Below are 20,502 nucleotides of genomic sequence, written 5' to 3'. Positions count from 1 at the left end.
TATGGCAAAAAAAACAGTGCTGCGGCTTACTGGCGTCGAGAGAACCTATGGTCAGGGCGAGACGTCGCTTTCCATTCTGCGCAAGGCTGATTTCGAATTGAAGAGCGGCGAGATGGTGGCGCTGGTCGCCCCTTCGGGAACCGGCAAATCCACGCTGCTGCATCTGGCGGGACTTCTCGAACATCCAGATGCCGGCGAGGTCTATATTAACGGCGCCCCCTGCAATGACCTGCCGGATGAAACGCGAACCGCGATCCGCCGCAGCGATATCGGTTTTGTCTACCAGTTCCATCATCTCCTGCCGGAATTCTCGGCCGTGGAAAATGTGATGATGCCGCAGCTCATCGCCGGTCTGACACAGGCCGAAGCCCACAAGCGCGCCAGCGCGCTGCTCGACTATATGCGCGTGGGGCATCGCGGTGAGCACCGCCCGGCAGAACTCTCCGGCGGTGAACAACAGCGTGTCGCCATCGCCCGCGCCGTCGCCAACGCACCGCTTTTGCTGCTCGCCGATGAGCCGACCGGTAATCTCGATCCGGAAACAGCGCATTATGTGTTCGACGCGCTGGAGGCGCTGGTACGCCAATCCGGCCTTGCGGCGCTGATCGCCACCCACAATCATGAACTCGCCGCCCGCATGGACCGGCGTGTGACGCTGGCCGACGGCAAGATCGTCGATTTCTGAGCTTGATGCGCGAGGCACGACCATCGTGCGTCAATTTTTCCATAGCACTCGAAACGATCATTCCCGCCAATTGGGGTGAATGACGGTTCCGGGATGGATTGCGCCAAGCTGGCGAGTCGGTCCGTCCGATGCTCTACAGAGAACGCCTGTTCTCCAAATTTGAATTTTTTCCGAACCCGGGGGTGTTTTTACCTCCGGGTTTTTTCGTTTTGGAGTCAGTGGCTTGCTGTTCTCCATGCGGGAACCGAAGGCGATTCTGCGGCATTAGCAAGGGGAATATCAGCAAAACCCTGTTGACAATCGAACAAAATGAGAACAAAGTTGGAACATAACGAGTAAGGAGAGACCAATGACTGATTTCATCCGTGACGTTGCCGCTTTTGCCTCCATCGCTGTCTTCGTAGCCAGCTTTTCGGTGATCCTCACCGCCCTGTGAAGGGCACGCCGGCGCAGAAACCTGTATGGACGCCGTAAAGCGGTGGACTTTGAGCGCCGGAAATCGGAAAATCGCCCCCTCGATTCAGAATGACAGGATGATGATATGGGCGATGCGGTTGTGCGTGGAGAGACCTCTGGCGAAACGCTGAAAACTCCCGGTTTCGTCCATTTGCGGGTTCATTCCGCCTATTCCCTGCTTGAGGGGGCCTTGCCCCTCAAGAAAATCATGTCCAAGGCCGTCGCGGACGGCCAGCCGGCCATTGCCATTACCGATACCAACAACCTCTTTGTCGCGCTGGAATTTTCCGAAAAGGCGCGCGACGAAGGTTTGCAGCCCATCATCGGCTGCCAGCTGTCGATCGACATGCAGGATGCGGCGGAGGACCGCCGCAACCACAACAGCCACCTTCAGAAACTTCCCGCCATAGTGCTCCTTGCCGCCAATGCCGAAGGTTACGAGCGGCTGGTGGATATCGTCAGCCGTGCCTATCTGGAAGGCGAGGGCAGCGGCCATTCCGTGCATATTACCCGTGCATGGCTGGAGGAAGCCTCCAATGCCGGCCTGATCGCGCTGACGGGCGCGTCCGGCGGTCCGGTGGATATGGCCTTGAAGGAAGGTCACGCTGCCCAAGCGAAGGAACGGCTGCTGACGCTGAAGTCACTCTTCGGTGACCGGCTTTATATCGAATTGCAGCGCCAGTCCGGTTATGACCGCTCCCATGAGCGGCGCATGATTGGCCTTGCTTATGACCATGATATTCCGCTGGTTGCCACCAACGAAGCGTTTTTCCCTTCCAAGGCCGACTATGAGGCGCATGATGCGCTGATGGCGGTGGCGCATAACGCTATCGTCTCCGATGACAGCCGGTTCCGGCTCACGCCCGACCATTACCTCAAAAGTCGACAGGAGATGGCGGCGCTGTTTGCCGATCTTCCCGAGGCGCTGGAAAACACCGTCGAGATCGCGCTGCGCTGCTCCTATGTACTGAAGAAGCGCGGGCCGATCCTGCCGCGTTTCACCGGCGCCAGCGACGACCCGGAGGCGGCGGAACACGCCGAAGCCGAAGAGCTTCGCCGCCAGGCGGTGGAGGGGCTGGATCAGCGGCTGGCGGCGCTCGGCATGGCGGCCGGCTATACCGAGCAGGACTATCGCGACAGGCTGGATTTCGAACTCGGCGTCATCTCGCGCATGAAGTTCCCCGGTTACTTCCTGATCGTTGCCGACTTCATCAAATGGGCCAAGCAGCACGATATTCCTGTCGGGCCGGGCCGCGGTTCGGGTGCGGGCTCGCTTGTCGCTTATGCGCTGACGATTACCGACGTCGATCCTCTGCGCTTCTCGCTGCTGTTCGAACGCTTCCTCAATCCCGAACGCGTTTCGATGCCCGACTTCGATATCGACTTCTGTCAGGACCGTCGCGAAGAGGTGATCCGTTACGTGCAGGCCAAATATGGCCGCGAGCAGGTGGCGCAGATCATCACCTTCGGTTCGCTGCAGGCACGCGCGGCCTTGCGCGACGTCGGCCGCGTGCTGGAAATGCCCTATGGGCAGGTGGACAAGATCTGCAAGCTGGTGCCCAACAACCCGGCCAACCCGACACCCCTGTCGAAAGCGATCGAGGAAGAGCCGCGCCTGCAGGAAGAGGCGGACAAGGAGCCGGTCGTCGCCCGCCTTTTGGATATCGCCCAGAAGATCGAAGGGCTTTACCGCCACGCCTCCACCCATGCCGCCGGTATCGTCATCGGTGACCGCCCGCTGTCGAAGCTGGTGCCGATGTATCGCGATCCGCGCTCGGATATGCCGGTCACCCAGTTCAACATGAAATGGGTGGAAAGCGCCGGCCTCGTCAAATTCGACTTCCTCGGCCTGAAGACGCTGACGGTGCTGAAGGTCGCCGTCGATTTCGTTGCCAAGCGCGGCATCAAGGTCGATCTCGCGGCGATTCCGCTGGATGACGCCAAAACCTACGAGATGCTCTCGCGCGGCGAAACCATCGGCGTGTTCCAGGTGGAAAGTGCCGGCATGCGCAAGGCGCTGATCGGTATGCGGCCGGACTGCATCGAGGACATCATCGCACTGGTGGCGCTTTATCGGCCCGGCCCGATGGAAAACATTCCGGTGTACAACGCCCGCAAACATGGCGAGGAGGAGCTGGAGTCCATCCACCCCACCATCGACCATCTGCTCAAGGAAACGCAGGGCGTTATCGTCTATCAGGAACAGGTGATGCAGATCGCCCAGGTCCTCTCCGGTTATTCGCTCGGCGAAGCCGATCTTCTGCGCCGCGCCATGGGCAAGAAGATCAAGGAGGAGATGGACAAGCAGCGCGAGCGTTTCGTCGACGGCGCCATCGAGAACGGCGTCTCGAAGCCGCAGGCCAACACCATCTTCGACCTTCTCGCGAAATTCGCCAATTACGGCTTCAACAAGAGCCACGCCGCCGCCTACGCCATCGTGTCCTACCAGACCGCCTATATGAAGGCGCATTATCCGGTGGAGTTCCTGGCGGCTTCGATGACGCTCGATATGGCGAACACGGAAAAGCTCAACGATTTCCGCCAGGATGCCGGCCGTCTTGGCATCGAGGTCGTCGCACCTTCGGTGCAGACGTCGTTCCGGCAATTCGAGACGGGCGAGAACCGCATCTATTATTCGCTCGCCGCCATCAAGGGCGTGGGCGAGGGGGCGGTGGAGCACATCGTCCAGGTACGCGACGGCAAGCCGTTCACGAGCCTTGAGGATTTCTGCCTGCGCATCGATCCCAAGCAGATCAACCGGCGTGTACTGGAAAGCCTGATCAATGCCGGCGCCTTCGATTGTTTCGGCCGCGACCGCGCCGAGCTGATCGGCGGGCTGGACCGCATTATCGGTTATGCGCAGATGGCGCAGAACAACCGCACCATTGGACAATCGGACATGTTTGGCTCCGGTGGTGGAAGCGGCCCGGAAAAGCTCATCCTTCCCGCCTTCCAGCCCTGGCTCGCCTCCGAAAAGCTGCTGCGTGAATATCAGGTGCTCGGTTTTTACCTCACCGCCCATCCGCTCGATACCTACCGCCCCGTGCTGGAAAAGCTGCGGGTGCAGAATTTCGCCGATTTTTCCGCCGCGGTGAAACAGGGTGCGACTGCCGGGCGTCTGGCCGGCACGGTGACCGGCAAGCAGGAGCGCAAGACCCGCACCGGCAACAAGATGGGCATCGTCACCTTCTCGGATGCATCGGGCCAATATGAGGCGGTGCTGTTTTCCGAAGGGCTCGGCCAGTTCCGCGATCTGCTCGAGGTCGGCAAATCGCTGGTCATCACCGTGCAGGCGGAAGAGCGTCCGGAAGGCATCGGTCTGCGTATCCAGACGGCGCAGTCGCTGGAAGAGAAATCCGTGCAGATGCAGAAGGCGTTGCGTGTTTATGTGCGCGATTCCGGCCCGCTGAAAACGGTGGCCCGCCACCTCAATACGAAAGGCGATGGCTCGGTCTATTTCATCGTCATCAAGGATGAGGGCAGCCGCGAGATCGAGGTGGAGCTGACGGAGAAATACCGCATCTCACCGGAGATCGCCGCTGCGCTGCGCTCCGCGCCCGGTGTCGTCGATGTGGAACTGGTGTGAGGCTTGAGGCCTCACACGTCGCTCATACCGGCCCTTCTTTGGTCACGGTAATGAAGTCCGTTCCAATGCCTGTCTCCAGCTGGTGACTGATATCGGAAACGGTGATCGAGCTGCCGCTTGAAAGCTCCTGCTCGATCCGGCTGCGTATTTCCGTGGGAATTTCGAGGCGGCCGAGCACGGCGCTCAATTGATCGAAACCGCCCGGGGCTTCGGTAACAGAGATGCCGAGCCGCTTGCGGGCCGCCGCCGGCAGATGGTTTTCCAGCGTCACGCCGTTCCATTCGGCGGTTCCGGCGGCGCGATCCACGGACACGGCTTCGAAGAAATGGGTTCCGAGCGCCACTTCCGGGTCCTTGATGTCGATGGCTGCTTCGAACAGCGGCTTGAAATCCTGCCGCACCATGATCTGGCCGGTCGGCGGGTGGTCTTCATCGGCGGAGGCATAAAGCGCCGTCACGAAAGCATCGGTTAGAAGCGGGCCGGTGGTTTTCAGCCCCTTCCAGCGCTTGAAACCATTGATGGCGCTGATCGTCATCTCCCCGGCATAACCATCGGCTGAACCGGCATCGAAACCGAGGCGGGTCAGCACGGTCTGAATATCCATCACCTTTTCCCGCTCGCCGCGCCGGGTGATGAGAATGCGCAGGGGCGAGGGCTCCCTGGTCTTCGCCGCCGGCTTGAGGGCTTGGGTCTTTTCATTGACGGCAACCTCGACCGTCCCCAAAGCCGCATCGAAAGTCGCCGGGCGCAATTCCACATCCGACAGAAGCAGCTTGCCGTCATCGGCATCATCGCGCGGCTGAAACAACGCCGGATGCTGCACAAAGCGCAGCGAGACCGGCCGGTCGGTGATGATGACATGTACGCCGGTCCGGGTGTCTCCGAAGAGCGACTTGGCGAATTTGGACGGCAGGCGCACGCAGCCGTGCGAGGCCGGATAGTTCGGCACCTTGCCTTCGTGCAGCGCGATGCCGGACCATGTCAGCCGCTGCATGAAGGGCATGGGCGCGGCCGAGTAGATATTCGACTCGTGGTATTTGCGCTTTTCCAGAATCGAGAAGATGCCGCTCGGTGTCTCATGCCCGGCCTTGCCGGTGGAGACCTTCGAGGTGGCGACGATTTCGCCGTTCTCATAAAGCGAAAGCGACTGGTCGCTTTTCGATACCAGTATCTGCATGGACCTGCTGTCAGCGGCAAGCGCCGGAAAGGCAAGAATGCTGGCCGACAGCATGCCAGCCATAAGACGGAGGCGGAGGGACATGACGCAATACACCACATGTACAAAACTTGCCTCACTCAATCATGCGAAGTTTAATGAAGTTTAAGGACCGATCATCCGCAACATCACTAATTTGTGTAAAATCTAAAATATATCCGGCGCGAGGCGGCGAGGGCAGGATTGCGCGACCTGTCGCACAATCGCGCAACTGTTATTTGCGCGTTCCGAACGTATAGCCGGTCTCGACGCTGCCCTTGCCGAACTTGTCGCGCAGCTTGTCCATCGCCGCTTCCGCCGCAGCCCGGCGCCCCGCCTGTTTGTCGACGAGATCGGGCGGATCGGCGAGGCCCGCGTCGCGCAGATCGCTGACGCCGATACCGATGAGGCGGAACCTGGTGCCGTCCGTTTCCTTTTCCAGCAGCGAAAGGCCGGTGCGAAAAATCCGGTCGGCAAGCTGCGTGGGGTCGTCCAGTTTGCGGTTGCGGGTGCGGAGCTTGAAGTCTGCCGTCTTCATCTTCAGCACCACCGTCTGGCCGGCAATGCCGCTCTTCTTCAGCCGCCAGGCAACCTTTTCGGAAAGCGAGCGCAGGATCGGTACCAGATCCTCATGGCGGGAAATATCGTTGAAGAAGGTGGTTTCGGAAGAGACGCTTTTGACGGGGTCGTTATTGTGCACATGCCTCTCGTCAATGCCGCGCGAAAGCCGGAAGAGGCGTTGTCCCATCACGCCATAGCGGCGCATCAGCTCGCTTTCCTCCATCTCCTGCAGCTGCGCGATCATGCGGATACCGTCCGCCTCCAGCGTCGCCGCGAAGGCCTTGCCCACGCCCCAGATGGTGGTGACCGGCCGCGTCGCCAGAAAGGACAGCGCCTCCGTTTCGCCGATCACTGAAAAGCCGCGCGGCTTTTGCAGGTCGGACGCGACCTTGGCGAGAAATTTGCAGTAGGAAAGGCCGGCTGAAACGGTCACGCCCACTTCCTTTTCCACGCGCCGGGCGAATTTCGCCAGCACACGGGCCGGTGGATCGTGATGCAGCTTCTCGGTGCCGGAAAGATCGAGAAACGCCTCGTCTATGGAAAGCGGCTGCACCAGCGGCGTCAATTCCTGCATCATCGCCCGGATTTCGCGTCCGACACGGCTGTATTTTTCCATATCCGGCTTGATGACGATGGCGTCAGGACAGGCTTCCAGTGCCTTGAACATGGGCATGGCGGAACGCACGCCGTGAATGCGGGCGATATAACAGGCGGTGGAAACCACCCCACGTTTGCCGCCGCCAACGATCACAGGCTTGTCGGCCAGTTCCGGGTTGTCCCGTTTTTCAACGGAGGCATAAAAGGCGTCGCAGTCGATATGGGCAATGCTCAGATCGTAGAGTTCGGCATGATAAACAAGGCGCGGGCTGCCACAGGCGCGGCAACGCCTCAGCCCTTCTGGCTGGCCGGCCAGACAGTCGCGGCAAAAACCGGGATCATAGGGGTGCGACGTGGACATGAGCCGAAAACAAAACAAGAACGTCACTGACCATACTCCGGCCGTGACAACGGCTCAAGGGGCGTTCGCGACAAAGCCCGGATTTGAAAACCCCGGCGCATCGGAAAACTTGCATACCATAGAGAAATATTTGATCTCACCCATATTTGTAGTTACAATTGTAGATGATTTTTTACGCATGTTCGAATGGGATGAAGAGAAAAGCAGGTCTAACATCCGAAAGCATGGCGTCGGATTTCAGACGGCGATTCGAATCTTCGAGGATGCGGTTCTTTCATGGGTCGATGAGCGCGGGGCCTATGGAGAGACGCGCTATCACAGCATAGGGCAGATCGAAGGAATAGTATTTCTGGCGGTCATCCATACCGATCGTGCCGGTAAAACCCGCATCATCTCCGCCCGGCCGGCAAACCGCCGCGAAAGGAAACGTTATGACGAAGAAATACGAAAAAGAACTGAGTCTTGAAGAACTGGCAGCCTTGCCTGACGAGAAGATAGACTACAGCGATATTCCCGAACTGGATGAGCGCTTCTGGGCGAACGCAAAACTCGTGGAGCCGGAAGGGACGCAGCAGATCACGCTGAGGGTCAAGAAGTCCGTCGTCGAGGCTTATAAGTCCACCGGCAAGGGATACCAGACGCGCATGAATGCGGTGCTGGAATCCTATGCCCGCACATTGCTGAAACGCTGACCGCCTCCGGCTGGCGACCCGTCAATACACGCCTGAATCCAGCCCCGGCCCGGAAAAGTGGTGCCAGGCGGCCGCCACTGTTTCGGGGGAAGTATCGGTCGCGGCGCAAAACGCCATGAGGTCCGGTTCATGGCTCATCAGAAAATCGGTGAGGCCCGCAAGAAAGCCGGGATCGTTGACGGCCTGGCGCAGCATATTGGCCTGCAACCCGCTCAGCGCCAGAAAACGCGCCAGCATTTCCGGTTCGTTTGCCAGCCAGCCAAGTATGGCGGCTGCCGTTTCTTGCGGATCCTGGCCGGCATTGTCTTTGTTTTTCGTATCGCGCAGCATTTCTTCCCCGAAGTTACCTATTTTGAAACCAAATCCCTCTAGCCTTGCGCAACAAATGGACGATGGAATCGGTTCTCTGGCAACTTATATGTCTGGATGAAGGTTTCAAAGCGAAACGGGGACTGCTCACCATGCCCAAGCAGGTCATGATAGTCGAAGACAACGAGCTGAACATGAAGCTCTTTCGCGACCTGATCGAGGCGTCCGGTTATACGACCATCCAGACGCGCAACGGCATGGAAGCGCTCGATCTCGCCCGCAAGCATCGCCCGGACCTCATCCTCATGGATATCCAGCTTCCGGAAGTCTCGGGGCTGGAGGTGACGAAGTGGCTGAAGGAAGATGACGAGTTGCATGTCATCCCGGTCATCGCGGTCACGGCTTTTGCCATGAAGGGCGACGAGGAACGGATTCGCCAGGGCGGATGCGAGGCCTATGTGTCGAAGCCGATTTCCGTTCCGAAGTTCATCGAAGTCATCAAGACTTATCTGGGCGATGCGTGAGGCGACTGGGGAACGGTTATGACGGCGAGAGTTCTGGTTGTTGACGATATTCCGGCCAATGTGAAGCTTCTCGAAGCCCGTCTTCTGGCGGAATATTTCGATGTCGTCACCGCCGAGGATGGTTTCAAGGCGCTGGCGATCTGCGACGAAGAGCAGGTCGATATCATCCTGCTCGATATCATGATGCCGGGCATGGATGGCTTCGAGGTCTGCGAAAGGCTGAAGGCCAATCCGAATACCGCACATATTCCGGTGGTGATGGTCACGGCACTCGATCAGCCGTCGGACCGCGTGCGCGGCCTCAAGGCCGGCGCCGACGATTTTCTCACCAAGCCGGTCAATGACCTTCAACTCATCGCCCGTGTCAAAAGCCTCGTGCGCCTCAAGGCCGTCAGCGACGAATTGCGGCTGCGCGCCGAAACCGCACGGCAGATCGGCATCGAGGAGATGCTGCGCAGCGATGGCCTGATGCAGACGCCCGGCCGCGTGCTGGTTGCGGATGGCCGCGCCAGCTCGCAGGAACGTATCGTGCGGGCGCTGAAGCCGGTTGCCGAGGTCGATGCCGTCACGGAGCCGCAGGCGGCCTTGCTCAAGGCCGCGGGCAATCCGTTCGAGCTCGTCATCGTCAATTCCAATTTCGAGAATTACGATCCGCTACGGCTGTGCTCGCAGCTTCGCTCGCTGGAACGCACCCGTTTCCTGCCGCTGCTTCTGGTGGCGGAGCAGGGGGCGGACGACATGGTGGCGCGGGCGCTCGATCTCGGCGTGAATGATTACATTCTCCGCCCGATCGATCCGAACGAACTCGTCGCGCGCTCGCTGACGCAGATCAGGCGCAAGCGCTACAACGAGCATCTGCGGCTCAATCTCCAGCACACGATGGAACTCGCCATTGTCGACGGGCTGACCGGCCTCAACAATCGCCGTTACCTCGACAACCACCTGAAGATACTCTTCGACCGTGCTGCCGTTCGCGGCCGTCCGATCTCCATCTGCATGACGGATATAGACCGCTTCAAGCTGGTCAACGACACCTATGGTCACGATGTCGGCGATGAGGTGCTGCGGGAATTTGCAGCGCGCATCCGCAGCACGGTGCGCGGCGCAGATCTCGCCTGCCGTTATGGCGGGGAGGAGTTCGTCGTCGTCATGCCCGATACGCCGATGGAGCTTGCGGCAAGCGTCGCCGAGCGCTTGCGGGCGATCGTGGAGGACAAGCCTTTTTATGTTCGTTCCATCGACCGGGAATTGAGCATTACCGCCTCCCTCGGCATCGCCACCAGCAGCGGGGCCTTCGGCGCTCCGGACGAAATCCTGAAGCAGGCCGACAAGGCGCTTTACGAGGCGAAACACGCCGGTCGCAACCGCGTCGTTGCTGCCGCTGCCTGAGCATCAGCGGCGGATTGACTAAAAATATTGCGCAATCTCTCCGTCATATCCCGGCGAAATAGTTATTCGGGAATACGGGGCGGGCGTCGCGAGACTGCAAGCCATTGACCTTGGATGTATTTTATCGCTTTGCAATGAAAAGATGCAGATTAGCGATATAAATAGAGTTCAAGTTGAAAAATACGTTGAATTCAATCTCTCCGGCAACTATAGTGTGCCAGCTTTGTATACTTAACCATGTTTCCCAGGTGATGTATCTCTGGCTTAAGAATTTGTTGATTTTTATTTTACTTCTGCGCACACTCCCTATTGAGAGTAACAGTTCTTCCGGCGGTTTATCCGTCTTGTGATGATGAATGATAGCGGCTTTAGCCGTCGCGATTTCGCTCGTCAGGGGCTGGTATTGCGTAGTTTGAATGCCCCATGATGCTCAGGTCCGCCGCATCTCCTGAATCGTGGGGTCGGTCGGCTGACGATGTCCGAATCGGTTCCTCGTGCCGTAATCGCATCGTTGGCCGACCGCCTTCTTCCCGAAAATTGCCTGTTCGTGGTGTGCGTGTCGCAGCGTAGCGGCTTGTGCGGTCGTCTTCGTTCACGTCATGTGCGAGGTCGTGATACGGGGCAGGGGCGGATGCGTAGCCCTTGGGATACTTCTTTTGAGCATCTGAATGATTGCGGCGGCGGGCGGGGCGTCAGACCATATGGTCGGACTTGCCCATGGCTGCTCGCGCGCTTCGCCAGTAACGGCGGCAATTTCCGGGGGCAGCGGGGACGCGGGGCCTTATTGGCCGCCTGGAAAGCCTCTGGGCGCAACAAGGCTGGTGGCAGCCTTTTCCCATCGGCACAAACAAAAAACGCGCCCGTTGGGCGCGCTTTTGTCGGAGACCCGATCAAGAAATTACTTGATCTTGGTTTCCTTGAATTCAACGTGCTTGCGTACAACCGGGTCGTACTTCGTCTTCGTCATCTTGTCCGTGAACGTACGGCTGTTCTTGGTGGTGACGTAGAAGGTACCGGTGTCGGCTGTCGACAGCAGCTTGATCTTGATTGTTGTAGCTTTCGCCATGGTCGTCCTGCCTTTAAACAAAAGAGAAGCCGCAGGCGCTTCTCACCTCGGCTAAATCTGGCGCGAAACTACGTATCGCGCCTGAAAAGTCAAGCCTGTTTTGCCCGGAAAACAAAACGGACGATATAAAGCACCACGTAAAGCCCGAAAAATACCGCCAGTGACCAGGCAAAGCCATCGGTTCCGGCAAGGTCCATGGAAATGCCCACGGCCTGCGGCCCCGCAATCGTGCCCATGGCGTAGCAGAAGATGAAGGCGGCATTGGCGGCGACCAGATCGGCGCCTTTCAGGCGCGATCCGAGATGGGTGAGGCCGACAGTATACATGCCCGAGACCAGCCCGCCCCAGAACAGCAGCAGGGCCGCCACCAGAAGCCAGCTTTCCACCAGGAAAGGAAGCGCCAGCGTGCCGCAGACGCCGGCAAAGGCCATCAGCCCCAGCATCGTCCTCCGGTCCTTCATCCGGTCCGAAAGCAGGCCGATCGGTATCTGGAAGACCATATTGCCGATGCCCATCACGGTAAGGAGAAGCGCTGCCTGCGATTCGTTGAAGCCTTCCCGCGTCGCATAGATCGGAAACAGCGAAAGGCCGCCGGCCTGCACCGAACCGAAGACGAAGGCCGCCGCGGACGCCATGGGCACCAGCCAGACATAACGGACGAAATGGTGGTTAGGCCGTTCGTCCAGCTCCGGGCTTTCGCCGCGCGCCATGAAGATCGGGATCGCGGCGAGCAGGATGATCGCCGCGCCGACCAGAAACGGCAATATGCCTTCGCTGCCGACCACGGAAAACAGCAGCGGACCGACCGCGAAGCCAACCGCAAGGCCGGTGGCGTAGATGCCGAGAACCATGCCGCGCTTCCTGGGCGGCGCGGTCATGTTGATCCAGTATTCGGAGAGAATGAAAAGCGTGGTGGTGGCGCCGTGGAAAACGATTCGCAGCGGAAACCACATCCAGAAGGCTTCGGCGAAATAAAAACCGAGCGCGCTCAGCGCCGAAACGACGACTGCGAACAGCATGGTTCGCGCCACGCCGAAATCATGGGCGATCTTGGTGGTCACGGGGGCCGCCATCATCGCCGCGACGCCGGCCATGGCCGAATTCACCCCGATCATGGTGGAAGAGATGCCGCGCTTCTCAAGGATGATCGACAGGAGCGGAAGGCCAAGGCCGATGGCGACACCGACCGCACTGATGGCGGAAATGGCGGCGATCAGTGAGGGCCAGTGAATGGCGTCCGCTTCTTCGCATTTCATTTGTGACATGACGGCCTTTATACAAAGTCTCGAATGAACCGGCCGTGGCGCGTGACATAGAGCCGCGCGGGGCTTTCAAAGGGCAATGAGGGATCACCTATCATGAGTTTTGTGACATCTTCGAGAACCGTGCGCGTGATTTTCGGCATGTTCAGACCGGAAAGGTCTGTCATGTCAAGCCATTGCACATTGTGCAACTCATCGGAATCACGGGTTAGCCGGGTATCCAGCCGCAATTCGTCGGCATAACAGCAGAAGAATCGCGTGTCGTAGCGCCGCACATTGCCGGGTGGGGTGATGGCGCGGGCCACATATCGGAAACGGGAAAGATCGGGACCCCTGGTGCTCAAGCCGAGATCCACGCCGGTTTCCTCGAAAAGCTCGCGCGCGGCGGCAAGCGCCAGAGCTCTCGCGCCGGCAGCGCTGAGCCGCCGCGCTGCGGAGGCGGTGAGGCTGTGGAGGACGGCGGGATGCAGATCGCCCGAAAAGGGCAATGCATGGTCGCGCGGATCGCGTTTGCCGCCGGGAAACACATAGGCGCCGGGCATGAAGACATGGGCGCTGCTGCGCTGGCCCATCAGCACCCTGAGCTGCGAGCCGGAGCGGTCGAACAGAATGATGGAGGCGGCGTCGCGCGGCCGCATGGGCGCGCTCGCCGTCTCGGCGCGCCGGGGGAGCTGAGGCATGTGCAAGGTCCCGCCCGCCGTCAGTGAGACGAGCCGTCGATCTGCGCTTTTTGCTGTTTTCGGTCGAAGCCGTGCATCTTCAGCGCCCATTGCAGGCCGATCACGCCGCCCTTGATGGGTTGCAGCGTCAAAAGCGCGGCGAGAACGGTGATCGGCACCCAGATGGCGAAATGCACCCACATGGGAACGGAAAACACCATATCGGTCATCATGAAACCGCCGACAGCGATATGGCCGATGATGACGATGGAAATATAGGGCGGCAGGTCATCGGACCGGTGGTGGTGCATTTCTTCGCCGCAGGCGGCGCAGGCGTCCACCGGCTTCAGAAAGGCCCGGAACAGGCGTCCGCTGCCGCACGCAGGACAGCGATTGGCCATTCCCCGCATGATCGAGCGGCCAAGCGGCCGTTCCGCGCTATCGTCTCCGAAGGTGACTGTTTCCGAGCCCTGATGTGCACTCATCCTTAAGTCCTTCTCCCGTTTTTCAACCGCCTGAAGCGGTCTTGTTATCGTCGCCTTCTGGGCGGTCGCGTTCCGGGCTTTGCGGCAGGACGCGATGTCCGCCGGCCTGCCTTGTGGAACGACCGCGAGCCGACCGGCATCTTGCGCCCCGGGCTCAGCATATCGAAACGAAGCGCGCCTGCCAAAGGCACCGCTTCCGCAAGCCGCACCTGAACCGTGTCGCCAAGCTGGTATCCAAGGCCCGTCTTCTCTCCTGTCAGGGCCTGATGGGCCTCATCGTAAAGGAAATAGTCTGTTCCGAGTGTAGATATAGGAACAAAGCCGTCCGCGCCAAATTGCGGAAGCGCGACAAAAAGTCCCGCCTTGGTGACACCGGAAACGCGGCCCTCGAATTCTTCGCCCACCCGTTCAGACAGATGATGCGCGATCAGCCGGTTGATGGTGTCGCGTTCGGCAGCCATGGCGCGGCGCTCGAAGGTCGAGATTTCGGCGGCGATATCGTCCAGCGTCGCCTCTTCCTGCGGCGTGATGCCGCCTTCGCCAAGGCCAAGCGACCCCACCAGCGCGCGATGCACGATGAGGTCGGCATAACGGCGGATCGGCGAGGTGAAGTGCGCGTACTTCATCAGGTTGAGGCCGAAATGGCCGATATTTTCCGGGCTGTAGATCGCCTGGCTCTGGCTGCGCAGCACCATCTCGTTGACCATGATCTGGTGTGGCGTATCGAGCGCGCGGGCCAGAATGCCGTTGAAGGAATTGGCGCGCATGGCCGCACCCTTGGCCATGGAAATGCCGATGGTTCCGAGGAATTCGCGCAGCACTTCCTGCTTGGAAAGCGTGGGCGCATCATGGACGCGATAGACCAGCGGCTGCTTCTTCTTTTCCAGCGTCTCGGCGGCAGCGACATTCGCCTGGATCATCATTTCCTCGATCAGCTTATGCGCATCGAGGCGTTCGGGAATGACGACCTTGTCCACCGTGCCGTCGGGCCTGAGCATGATCTTGCGCTCCGGCATGTCGAGTTCCAGCGGCTGGCGGCGGTCGCGGCCGCGCTTCATCACCGCATAGGCGTGCCATAGCGGCTTCAGGATCGGTTCCAGCAGCGGGCCGGTCTTGTCATCCGGCCGTCCGTCGATGGCCGCCTGAGCCTGCTGGTAGGAGAGCTTGGCAGCGCTCTTCATCATGATGCGGTGGAAGGTGTGGCCGGCCTTGCGGCCTTCCTTCGAAAAGATCATCCGCACGGCAAGGGCAGGGCGGTCGACGCCTTCCTTCAGCGAGCAGAGATCGTTGGAAATGCGCTCCGGCAGCATCGGCACGACGCGGTCGGGGAAATAGACGGAGTTGCCGCGTTTCAGCGCTTCGCGATCGAGCGGCGAACCGGAACGCACATACCAGGAGACATCGGCAATGGCGACGGTGACGATGACACCGTCGGGATTGTCGGGCGATGTGTCGGGCTCGGCATAGACCGCATCGTCATGGTCCTTGGCGTCGGCCGGATCGATGGTAATGAGCGGCAGGTCGCGCCAGTCCTCGCGGTGCGACATGCTGGCCGCCTTGGCGGCATCCGCCTCGGCAAGAACGTTCGAGGGGAAGATATGCGGAATGCCGTGCGAATGGATCGCGATCATCGAGATCGCCTTTTCCGAGGCAACGGAGCCGATGACCGACAGGACCTTGGCGCGCGTCAGCCCGTAACGGCCGCTGTTGCGCGAGGTTTCCACCTCGATCAGGTCGCCGTCTTTGGCATCGCCGACGCCATCGGGGTCGATGACCATTTCTTCGCCGCGCCGGTCGATCGGCATCAGCCGTCCGCCGCCACCCGCCGTCTCCTTGAACACGCCGAGCAGCGCGTTCTGGCGGCGGTCGATCAGCTTCACGACGCGGGCCGTATAGGCCGGGCCGGAACTTTCCTTGGAGGGGAAGATTTTCGCCAGAATGCGGTCGCCAAGACCCGCCGCCGGCGCCTTCTTGCCGCGATCCTGCGATGACTGACGGATGAGCACGGCCGGTGCCGCGCCCTGATCCTCCGGCCATTCCGCCGGCCGGCCGATCAATTCGCCGTCCTTGTCGCGGGTGGTGATATCGAGAACCGTGACCGGCGGCAGGCCGCCCGGCCGCGTCAGCGACTTGCGGCTCTTCTGCACCATGCCGTCGGCTTCAAGCTCTTTCAGCAGCGCTTTGAGAATGACGCGGTTCTCGCCTTTCAGCCCGAAAGCCTTGGCGATTTCCCGCTTGGAGGCCTGTTGCGGATGGTCGGCGATGAATTTCAGCAGCACCTCGCGGGGAGGCACCTCGCCATGGATGATGCCTTCACCTTCACTGACCCGCTTGCCGCGCCCGGTGCGTCCGAAACCGTCGCTGGCGGAACCCTGTCTCTGACGCGGCGCTTTGCTCACTCTGCTGCCTTCTTGGGTTTGGCCGCTGCCTTCGGCTTGGCGGCCGTCTTGCTCTTCGTTGCCGCCTTGGCCTTGGTCGCCTTCGGCTTAGCTGCGGCGTCACCATCGGCCTTCTTGGCAGTCGTCTTCCTGCCCTTGGCAGGCTTGCCGCCGGTGCCGGTCTTGGCGATGCGCTCGGCGATCAGCACCAGCGCCTCGTCCAGCGTCACCGAAGCCGGGTCCTGACCCTTCGGAATGGTGGCGTTGACCTTGCCCCAGTTGACGTAAGCGCCATAACGCCCGTCGCGAACGGTGATCGAGCCGCCATCGGGGTGGTCGCCCAGCTCCTTCAGCGCCGCCGGCGTGCCGCTGCGGCCGCGACCCGGTCCCTTGCTCTGCTTTTCGGCAATCACGGTCACGGCGCGGTTGAGGCCGATAGAGAACACGTCCTCGATGCTTTCAAGGTTCGCATAGGAACCGTCATGCAAAAGGAACGGCCCGTAACGGCCGAGGCCGGCCGATATCATCTTGCCGGTTTCCGGATGCTTGCCGATATCGCGCGGCAGGTTGATGAGCGCCAGCGCCTTTTCGTGGTCGATATCCTCAGGCTTCCAGCCCTTGGGCAGCGAGGAGCGCTTGGCCTCCTTGCCGTCACCGCGCTGGATATAGGGCCCGAAACGGCCGGAGCGCAGCGTCAGCTCCTCGCCGGTCATCGGATCGGCACCCAGCGCCTTCGGCTCGTTCGAAGCCGCAGCTTCGGCTTCCGAACCGTCCGAGGTCAGCTGGCGGGTGTAGTTGCATTCCGGATAGTTGGAGCAACCGACGAAAGCGCCATATTTGCCGAGCTTCAGCGAAAGATTGCCGGTGCCGCAAACCTGACAGATGCGCGGATCGGAACCATCCTCGCGCTTGGGGAAGACCAGCGGCGCCAGAACCTCGTTCAGCGCATCCAGAACGTTGGTGACACGCAGTTCCTTGGTGTCTTCGATCTGGGCGAAGAAATCCTTCCAGAAATCGCGCAGAACCTGCTTCCAGTCCAGTTCGCCGGCGGAAATCCGGTCGAGCTTTTCTTCAAGCGCGGCGGTGAAGTCGTATTCGACGTACTTGGTGAAGAAGCTTTCGAGGAAAGCCGTCACCAGCCGGCCGCGCGAATGCGGGATCAGCTTGCGCTTGTCGACGACGATATATTCACGGTCGCTCAGCGTCTTCAGCGTCGCCGCATAGGTGGAAGGACGGCCGATGCCGAGTTCTTCCATCTTCTTGATCAGCGAGGCTTCCGAATAACGCGGCGGCGGTTCGGTGAAGTGCTGGCTGGCGTTGATCTTCTGCTTGGCGAGGTTCTCGCGCTCGTTGATCGGCGGCAGACGGCCTTCGTCGTCACCGTCATCGCTCTGTTCGCCATCTTCCTTCTGGTCGGTATAGGCGGCGATGAAACCGTCGAAGCGGATCACCGAACCGACGGCGCGCAGCCCTGCCTTTTCGCCGCCATTGCTGGCAAGGATTTCCACCGTGGTCCGCTCGATTTCCGCCGAGGCCATCTGGCTCGCTATGCCGCGCTTCCAGATCAGGTCATAAAGACGCAGCTGATCTGGATCGAGGTAACGCTTCACCTGATCCGGCGTGCGGTTGAAATCGGTCGGGCGGATCGCTTCGTGCGCTTCCTGGGCGTTCTTGGCCTTGGTCGAATAGAAACGCGCCTTTTCCGGCACATAACGGCCACCGAACTGCTCGCCAATGGCGCGGCGGGCGGCATCGATCGCTTCAGGGGCCATCTGTACGCCGTCGGTACGCATATAGGTGATCAGACCGACGGTCTCGCCGCCGATATCGATGCCTTCGTAAAGCTTCTGCGCCACCTGCATGGTGCGCGAGGCGGAAAAGCCCATGCGCGAGGAGGCCGCCTGCTGCAGCGTCGAAGTGGTGAAGGGCGGGCCGGGATTGCGCTTGACCGGTTTCGCCTCGACGCTTTCGACCACATAGCTCGCGCCTTCGAGCAGCGCCTTCAACCGGTTCGCATCGTCTCCGGTCTTGATCGAGCGGCTTTGCAGGCGCTTGCCATCGGCCGAAACCAGCTTGGCTTCGAACTCGTCACCGCGCGGTGTCTTCAAAAGTGCGCTGATGTTCCAGTATTCTTCGGAAACGAAACGCTCGATCTCGGATTCGCGGTCGCAGACGAGGCGCAGCGCAACCGACTGAACGCGGCCGGCGGAACGCGCGCCGGGCAGCTTACGCCACAGCACGGGCGACAGGTTGAAGCCGACGAGATAATCCAGCGCGCGGCGGGCGAGATAGGCGTCGACCAGCGGCACGTCGATGTCGCGCGGGTTCGCCATGGCGTCCAGCACGGCCTTTTTGGTGATGGCGTTGAAGACCACGCGTTTTACCGGCTTGTCGCCGAGGACGCGCTTCTTCTTCAAAAGATCGAGAACGTGCCAGGAGATGGCCTCGCCTTCGCGATCCGGGTCGGTTGCGAGAATGAGGCCGTCGGAGGATTTTACCGCATCGGCAATATCCTTCATGCGCTTGGCGGATGCGCTGTCGACCTCCCAGGACATTTCGAAATCCTGGTCGGGCAGCACCGATCCGTCCTTGGCAGGAAGGTCTCTGACGTGGCCAAAGGATGCAAGAACCTTGTAGCCCGAGCCAAGATACTTGTTGATCGTCTTGGCTTTGGCAGGAGATTCTACGACGACGACATTCATATTGTTTTTCTCTGGAACTGGTCCGTTAACGTGGCCGGGTCACGGCGCAATGCCGCAATTCGCCTTCTTTATATTTCGACATGGACAGGTAATGCGCGCGGGTCAAGAGGCAAGGCCGATTTTATCGCTTCAAGGTGATTACAACCTATGGATAATCTATTGTTGTATTGCAATCTTTGGTAAATTGGTTATGATGGGCAACATCATTTGAATCGACTTATTGCTCTTCGTTTCAGGCAAATTTTGCAGGATAGATATATGGTCCCCAACGCAACAAACAATAATGCCGATAATGAAGGGACCAGAGAGAACTTGGCTTACATTCGCCAGATGCTCGCGGAACTGCGGCAGGTCGCAAGTCGTGAGGGGGCCGACATGCTGTGTTATCTGATCGAGATGGCCTATGTCGAAGTCGGCGATATCCAGAGCGGGCGGCGCAAGCTGTCAATCCGCGATGAAGAGCGACACACGCCCCCCGGCATGCCGGTTTAGACGTCCGGCAATATCAAGCTCCAGCAGCACCAGATGAACGGTTGCAGCGGAAAAACCTGTGTGACGGATGATATCGTCCGTTTCCACGGGCGAGGGACCGAGAGCGGCGGCGATGATGCTGCGCTCGTCGTCCCCTGGTGGTGACATCTCGGTGTCGGATCTCGGTTCCTCGATCTTGCGTTCATAGGGCAATTGCGGCTCCATCAGCGGCCGCAGCGCTTCCAGAATATCGGCCGCGCCCGTGGTCAGCATCGCGCCTTCCTTGATCAGCCGGTTGGTGCCCTCGCAGCGTGCATCGAGCGGGGAGCCGGGCACGGCAAAAACCAGCCGCCCTGCTTCTCCGGCAAGCCTTGCCGTTATCAGCGAACCGGAGCGCTCCGCCGCCTCGACGATGACGACACCGAGGGAGACACCGGCGATCAATCGGTTGCGGCGAGGAAAATCGCGGGCGCGCGGTTCCCATCCAAAGGGCATTTCGCTAATCGTCGCGCCGCCCTGATCGTATATCTCCTGCAAGAGCCCGAAATTTTCCTGCGGATAAGGCCGGTCGAGGCCGCCGGCCAGCATGGCAACCGTGCCGGTTGCAAGGCTTGACCTGTGTGCGGCCGCATCGATGCCGCGCGCCAACCCCGAGGCGATGGTATAGCCGGCGCGGCCGCAATCGCGCGCCAGCATGGCGGCGAATTTCGCGCCGTTGATGGAGGCGTTGCGGGAGCCGACGATGCCGATGCTTGGTCTTGTCGCGGTCGCTGCCGATCCTTTCATGGCGATCAAAGGCGGCGCGCCATCCAGCTGCCGCAGGGCAGGCGGGTAATCCGGCTCACCGATGCCGACGAAACGCGCGCCGAATTTTTCGGCCGTTTCGATCTCGCCTTCCGCTTCCGCCTGCGTGGCGATGCGTGGGCTGCGCGACGAGCCGCCGCGCCTTGAAAGCTCGGGCAGGGCATCGAGCGCCTTTTCGGCGCTGCCGAAATGATTGATGAGTTCGCGGAAGGTGACGGGGCCGATATTGTCGCTGCGGATGAGCCTCAGCCACGCGACCCGCTGCCGCGCGGAAAGCTCTAAGCCCTGCCGTGTCGTTTCCTCATGCGGCATGGCATATC

General features: G+C 60.3%; 17 protein-coding genes. 7 read left to right on the top strand and 10 right to left on the bottom strand.

The annotated features are described in order from the left end of the window. Position 1 precedes the first annotated feature (1 nt). Both L904_RS12350 and dnaE read left to right on the top strand, forming a co-directional pair. Positions 2-685 (top strand): ABC transporter ATP-binding protein, encoded by a 684-nt coding sequence (locus tag L904_RS12350; RefSeq protein WP_003521506.1) that lies wholly within the window; start codon positions 2-4, stop codon positions 683-685. A 541-nt stretch (positions 686-1,226) separates the two neighbouring features. Further along, positions 1,227-4,727: a DNA polymerase III subunit alpha gene (gene dnaE / locus L904_RS12345; RefSeq protein WP_035262828.1), complete on the top strand. Its 3,501-nt coding sequence runs from the start codon at positions 1,227-1,229 to the stop codon at positions 4,725-4,727. Positions 4,728-4,749: 22 nt separating this feature from the next. Here dnaE and L904_RS12340 read toward each other — a convergent pair whose 3' ends face one another. Then, positions 4,750-5,988 (bottom strand): L,D-transpeptidase family protein, encoded by a 1,239-nt coding sequence (locus L904_RS12340; protein WP_020810659.1) that lies wholly within the window; start codon positions 5,986-5,988, stop codon positions 4,750-4,752. Positions 5,989-6,157: 169 nt separating this feature from the next. Then, positions 6,158-7,441, bottom strand: a complete 1,284-nt coding sequence (locus tag L904_RS12335; RefSeq protein ID WP_020810658.1) for a DNA polymerase IV — start codon at positions 7,439-7,441, stop codon at positions 6,158-6,160. Between L904_RS12335 and L904_RS28385 the strand changes: the two genes are divergently transcribed. Together L904_RS28385 and L904_RS12325 are read left to right on the top strand one after the other, a co-directional pair. Then, complete coding sequence (locus L904_RS28385; RefSeq protein ID WP_245267321.1) at positions 7,440-7,907, top strand: BrnT family toxin; 468 nt, start codon at positions 7,440-7,442, stop codon at positions 7,905-7,907. The genes L904_RS12335 and L904_RS28385 overlap by 2 nt on opposite strands. After that, the gene (locus L904_RS12325) at positions 7,873-8,133 is read left to right on the top strand and encodes a BrnA antitoxin family protein (protein WP_003502419.1); all 261 of its coding nucleotides are present in this window, start codon (positions 7,873-7,875) and stop codon (positions 8,131-8,133) included. Before L904_RS28385 ends, L904_RS12325 begins: the two co-directional genes overlap by 35 nt. Positions 8,134-8,154: 21 nt before the next feature. Here L904_RS12325 and L904_RS12320 read toward each other — a convergent pair whose 3' ends face one another. Continuing rightward, on the bottom strand, positions 8,155-8,463 hold the full coding sequence (locus L904_RS12320) for a DUF3572 domain-containing protein (protein ID WP_035262830.1): 309 nt from the start codon (positions 8,461-8,463) through the stop codon (positions 8,155-8,157). A gap of 131 nt (positions 8,464-8,594) precedes the next feature. On the opposite strand from L904_RS12320, the gene L904_RS12315 reads away from it, so the two are divergent. Together L904_RS12315 and L904_RS12310 are read left to right on the top strand one after the other, a co-directional pair. Beyond that, positions 8,595-8,966 carry a response regulator gene (locus L904_RS12315; protein WP_003521498.1) on the top strand — a complete coding sequence of 124 codons (372 nt, stop codon included), beginning with the start codon at positions 8,595-8,597 and terminating at the stop codon, positions 8,964-8,966. 18 nt (positions 8,967-8,984) lie between these two features. Beyond that, a complete protein-coding gene (locus L904_RS12310; RefSeq protein ID WP_020810655.1) occupies positions 8,985-10,355 on the top strand; it encodes a PleD family two-component system response regulator in 1,371 nt (456 codons plus the stop codon). Between the two features lie 898 nt (positions 10,356-11,253). Here L904_RS12310 and rpmG read toward each other — a convergent pair. The 6 genes from rpmG to topA form a co-directional block, all read right to left on the bottom strand. Next, a complete protein-coding gene (gene rpmG / locus L904_RS12305; protein WP_003496403.1) occupies positions 11,254-11,421 on the bottom strand; it encodes a 50S ribosomal protein L33 in 168 nt (55 codons plus the stop codon). 89 nt (positions 11,422-11,510) lie between these two features. Beyond that, positions 11,511-12,677, bottom strand: coding sequence for an MFS transporter (locus tag L904_RS12300; protein ID WP_162144073.1), 1,167 nt, complete (start codon positions 12,675-12,677; stop codon positions 11,511-11,513). Positions 12,678-12,694: 17 nt separating this feature from the next. Next, positions 12,695-13,321: an NUDIX hydrolase gene (locus L904_RS12295; RefSeq protein ID WP_003521495.1), complete on the bottom strand. Its 627-nt coding sequence runs from the start codon at positions 13,319-13,321 to the stop codon at positions 12,695-12,697. 62 nt (positions 13,322-13,383) lie between these two features. Further along, positions 13,384-13,827, bottom strand: a complete 444-nt coding sequence (locus tag L904_RS12290) for a DUF983 domain-containing protein (RefSeq protein WP_020808926.1) — start codon at positions 13,825-13,827, stop codon at positions 13,384-13,386. Between the two features lie 44 nt (positions 13,828-13,871). Continuing rightward, a complete protein-coding gene (gene rnr, locus L904_RS12285) occupies positions 13,872-16,226 on the bottom strand; it encodes a ribonuclease R (protein WP_020808927.1) in 2,355 nt (784 codons plus the stop codon). Then, on the bottom strand, positions 16,223-18,907 hold the full coding sequence (topA, locus tag L904_RS12280) for a type I DNA topoisomerase (protein ID WP_031233433.1): 2,685 nt from the start codon (positions 18,905-18,907) through the stop codon (positions 16,223-16,225). Before topA ends, rnr begins: the two co-directional genes overlap by 4 nt. Positions 18,908-19,165: 258 nt before the next feature. Between topA and L904_RS26975 the strand changes: the two genes are divergently transcribed. Next, positions 19,166-19,399: a hypothetical protein gene (locus L904_RS26975; RefSeq protein ID WP_003521491.1), complete on the top strand. Its 234-nt coding sequence runs from the start codon at positions 19,166-19,168 to the stop codon at positions 19,397-19,399. Here the strand turns inward: L904_RS26975 and dprA are convergent. After that, positions 19,352-20,494 (bottom strand): DNA-processing protein DprA, encoded by a 1,143-nt coding sequence (dprA, locus tag L904_RS12275; protein ID WP_020808928.1) that lies wholly within the window; start codon positions 20,492-20,494, stop codon positions 19,352-19,354. The two genes, L904_RS26975 and dprA, sit on opposite strands and share 48 nt — an antisense overlap. Positions 20,495-20,502: the final 8 nt, after the last annotated feature.

Origin of the sequence: Agrobacterium sp. LY4, assembly GCF_001526585.1 — a bacterium.
GTDB classification, from domain to species: Bacteria; Pseudomonadota; Alphaproteobacteria; order Rhizobiales; family Rhizobiaceae; genus Agrobacterium; species Agrobacterium leguminum.
This window is presented reverse-complemented; position numbering and strand designations above follow the sequence as displayed.

Coding starts and splice junctions, on each gene's coding strand:
- L904_RS12350 (WP_003521506.1), top strand. CDS start 2: ATGGCAAAAAAAACAGTGCTGCGGCTTACTGGCGTCGAGAGAACCTAT.
- dnaE (WP_035262828.1), top strand. CDS start 1,227: ATGGGCGATGCGGTTGTGCGTGGAGAGACCTCTGGCGAAACGCTGAAA.
- L904_RS12340 (WP_020810659.1), bottom strand. CDS start 5,988: ATGTCCCTCCGCCTCCGTCTTATGGCTGGCATGCTGTCGGCCAGCATT.
- L904_RS28385 (WP_245267321.1), top strand. CDS start 7,440: ATGAGCCGAAAACAAAACAAGAACGTCACTGACCATACTCCGGCCGTG.
- L904_RS12335 (WP_020810658.1), bottom strand. CDS start 7,441: ATGTCCACGTCGCACCCCTATGATCCCGGTTTTTGCCGCGACTGTCTG.
- L904_RS12325 (WP_003502419.1), top strand. CDS start 7,873: ATGACGAAGAAATACGAAAAAGAACTGAGTCTTGAAGAACTGGCAGCC.
- L904_RS12320 (WP_035262830.1), bottom strand. CDS start 8,463: ATGCTGCGCGATACGAAAAACAAAGACAATGCCGGCCAGGATCCGCAA.
- L904_RS12315 (WP_003521498.1), top strand. CDS start 8,595: ATGCCCAAGCAGGTCATGATAGTCGAAGACAACGAGCTGAACATGAAG.
- L904_RS12310 (WP_020810655.1), top strand. CDS start 8,985: ATGACGGCGAGAGTTCTGGTTGTTGACGATATTCCGGCCAATGTGAAG.
- rpmG (WP_003496403.1), bottom strand. CDS start 11,421: ATGGCGAAAGCTACAACAATCAAGATCAAGCTGCTGTCGACAGCCGAC.
- L904_RS12300 (WP_162144073.1), bottom strand. CDS start 12,677: ATGAAATGCGAAGAAGCGGACGCCATTCACTGGCCCTCACTGATCGCC.
- L904_RS12295 (WP_003521495.1), bottom strand. CDS start 13,321: ATGCGGCCGCGCGACGCCGCCTCCATCATTCTGTTCGACCGCTCCGGC.
- L904_RS12290 (WP_020808926.1), bottom strand. CDS start 13,827: ATGAGTGCACATCAGGGCTCGGAAACAGTCACCTTCGGAGACGATAGC.
- topA (WP_031233433.1), bottom strand. CDS start 18,907: ATGAATGTCGTCGTCGTAGAATCTCCTGCCAAAGCCAAGACGATCAAC.
- L904_RS26975 (WP_003521491.1), top strand. CDS start 19,166: ATGGTCCCCAACGCAACAAACAATAATGCCGATAATGAAGGGACCAGA.
- dprA (WP_020808928.1), bottom strand. CDS start 20,494: ATGCCGCATGAGGAAACGACACGGCAGGGCTTAGAGCTTTCCGCGCGG.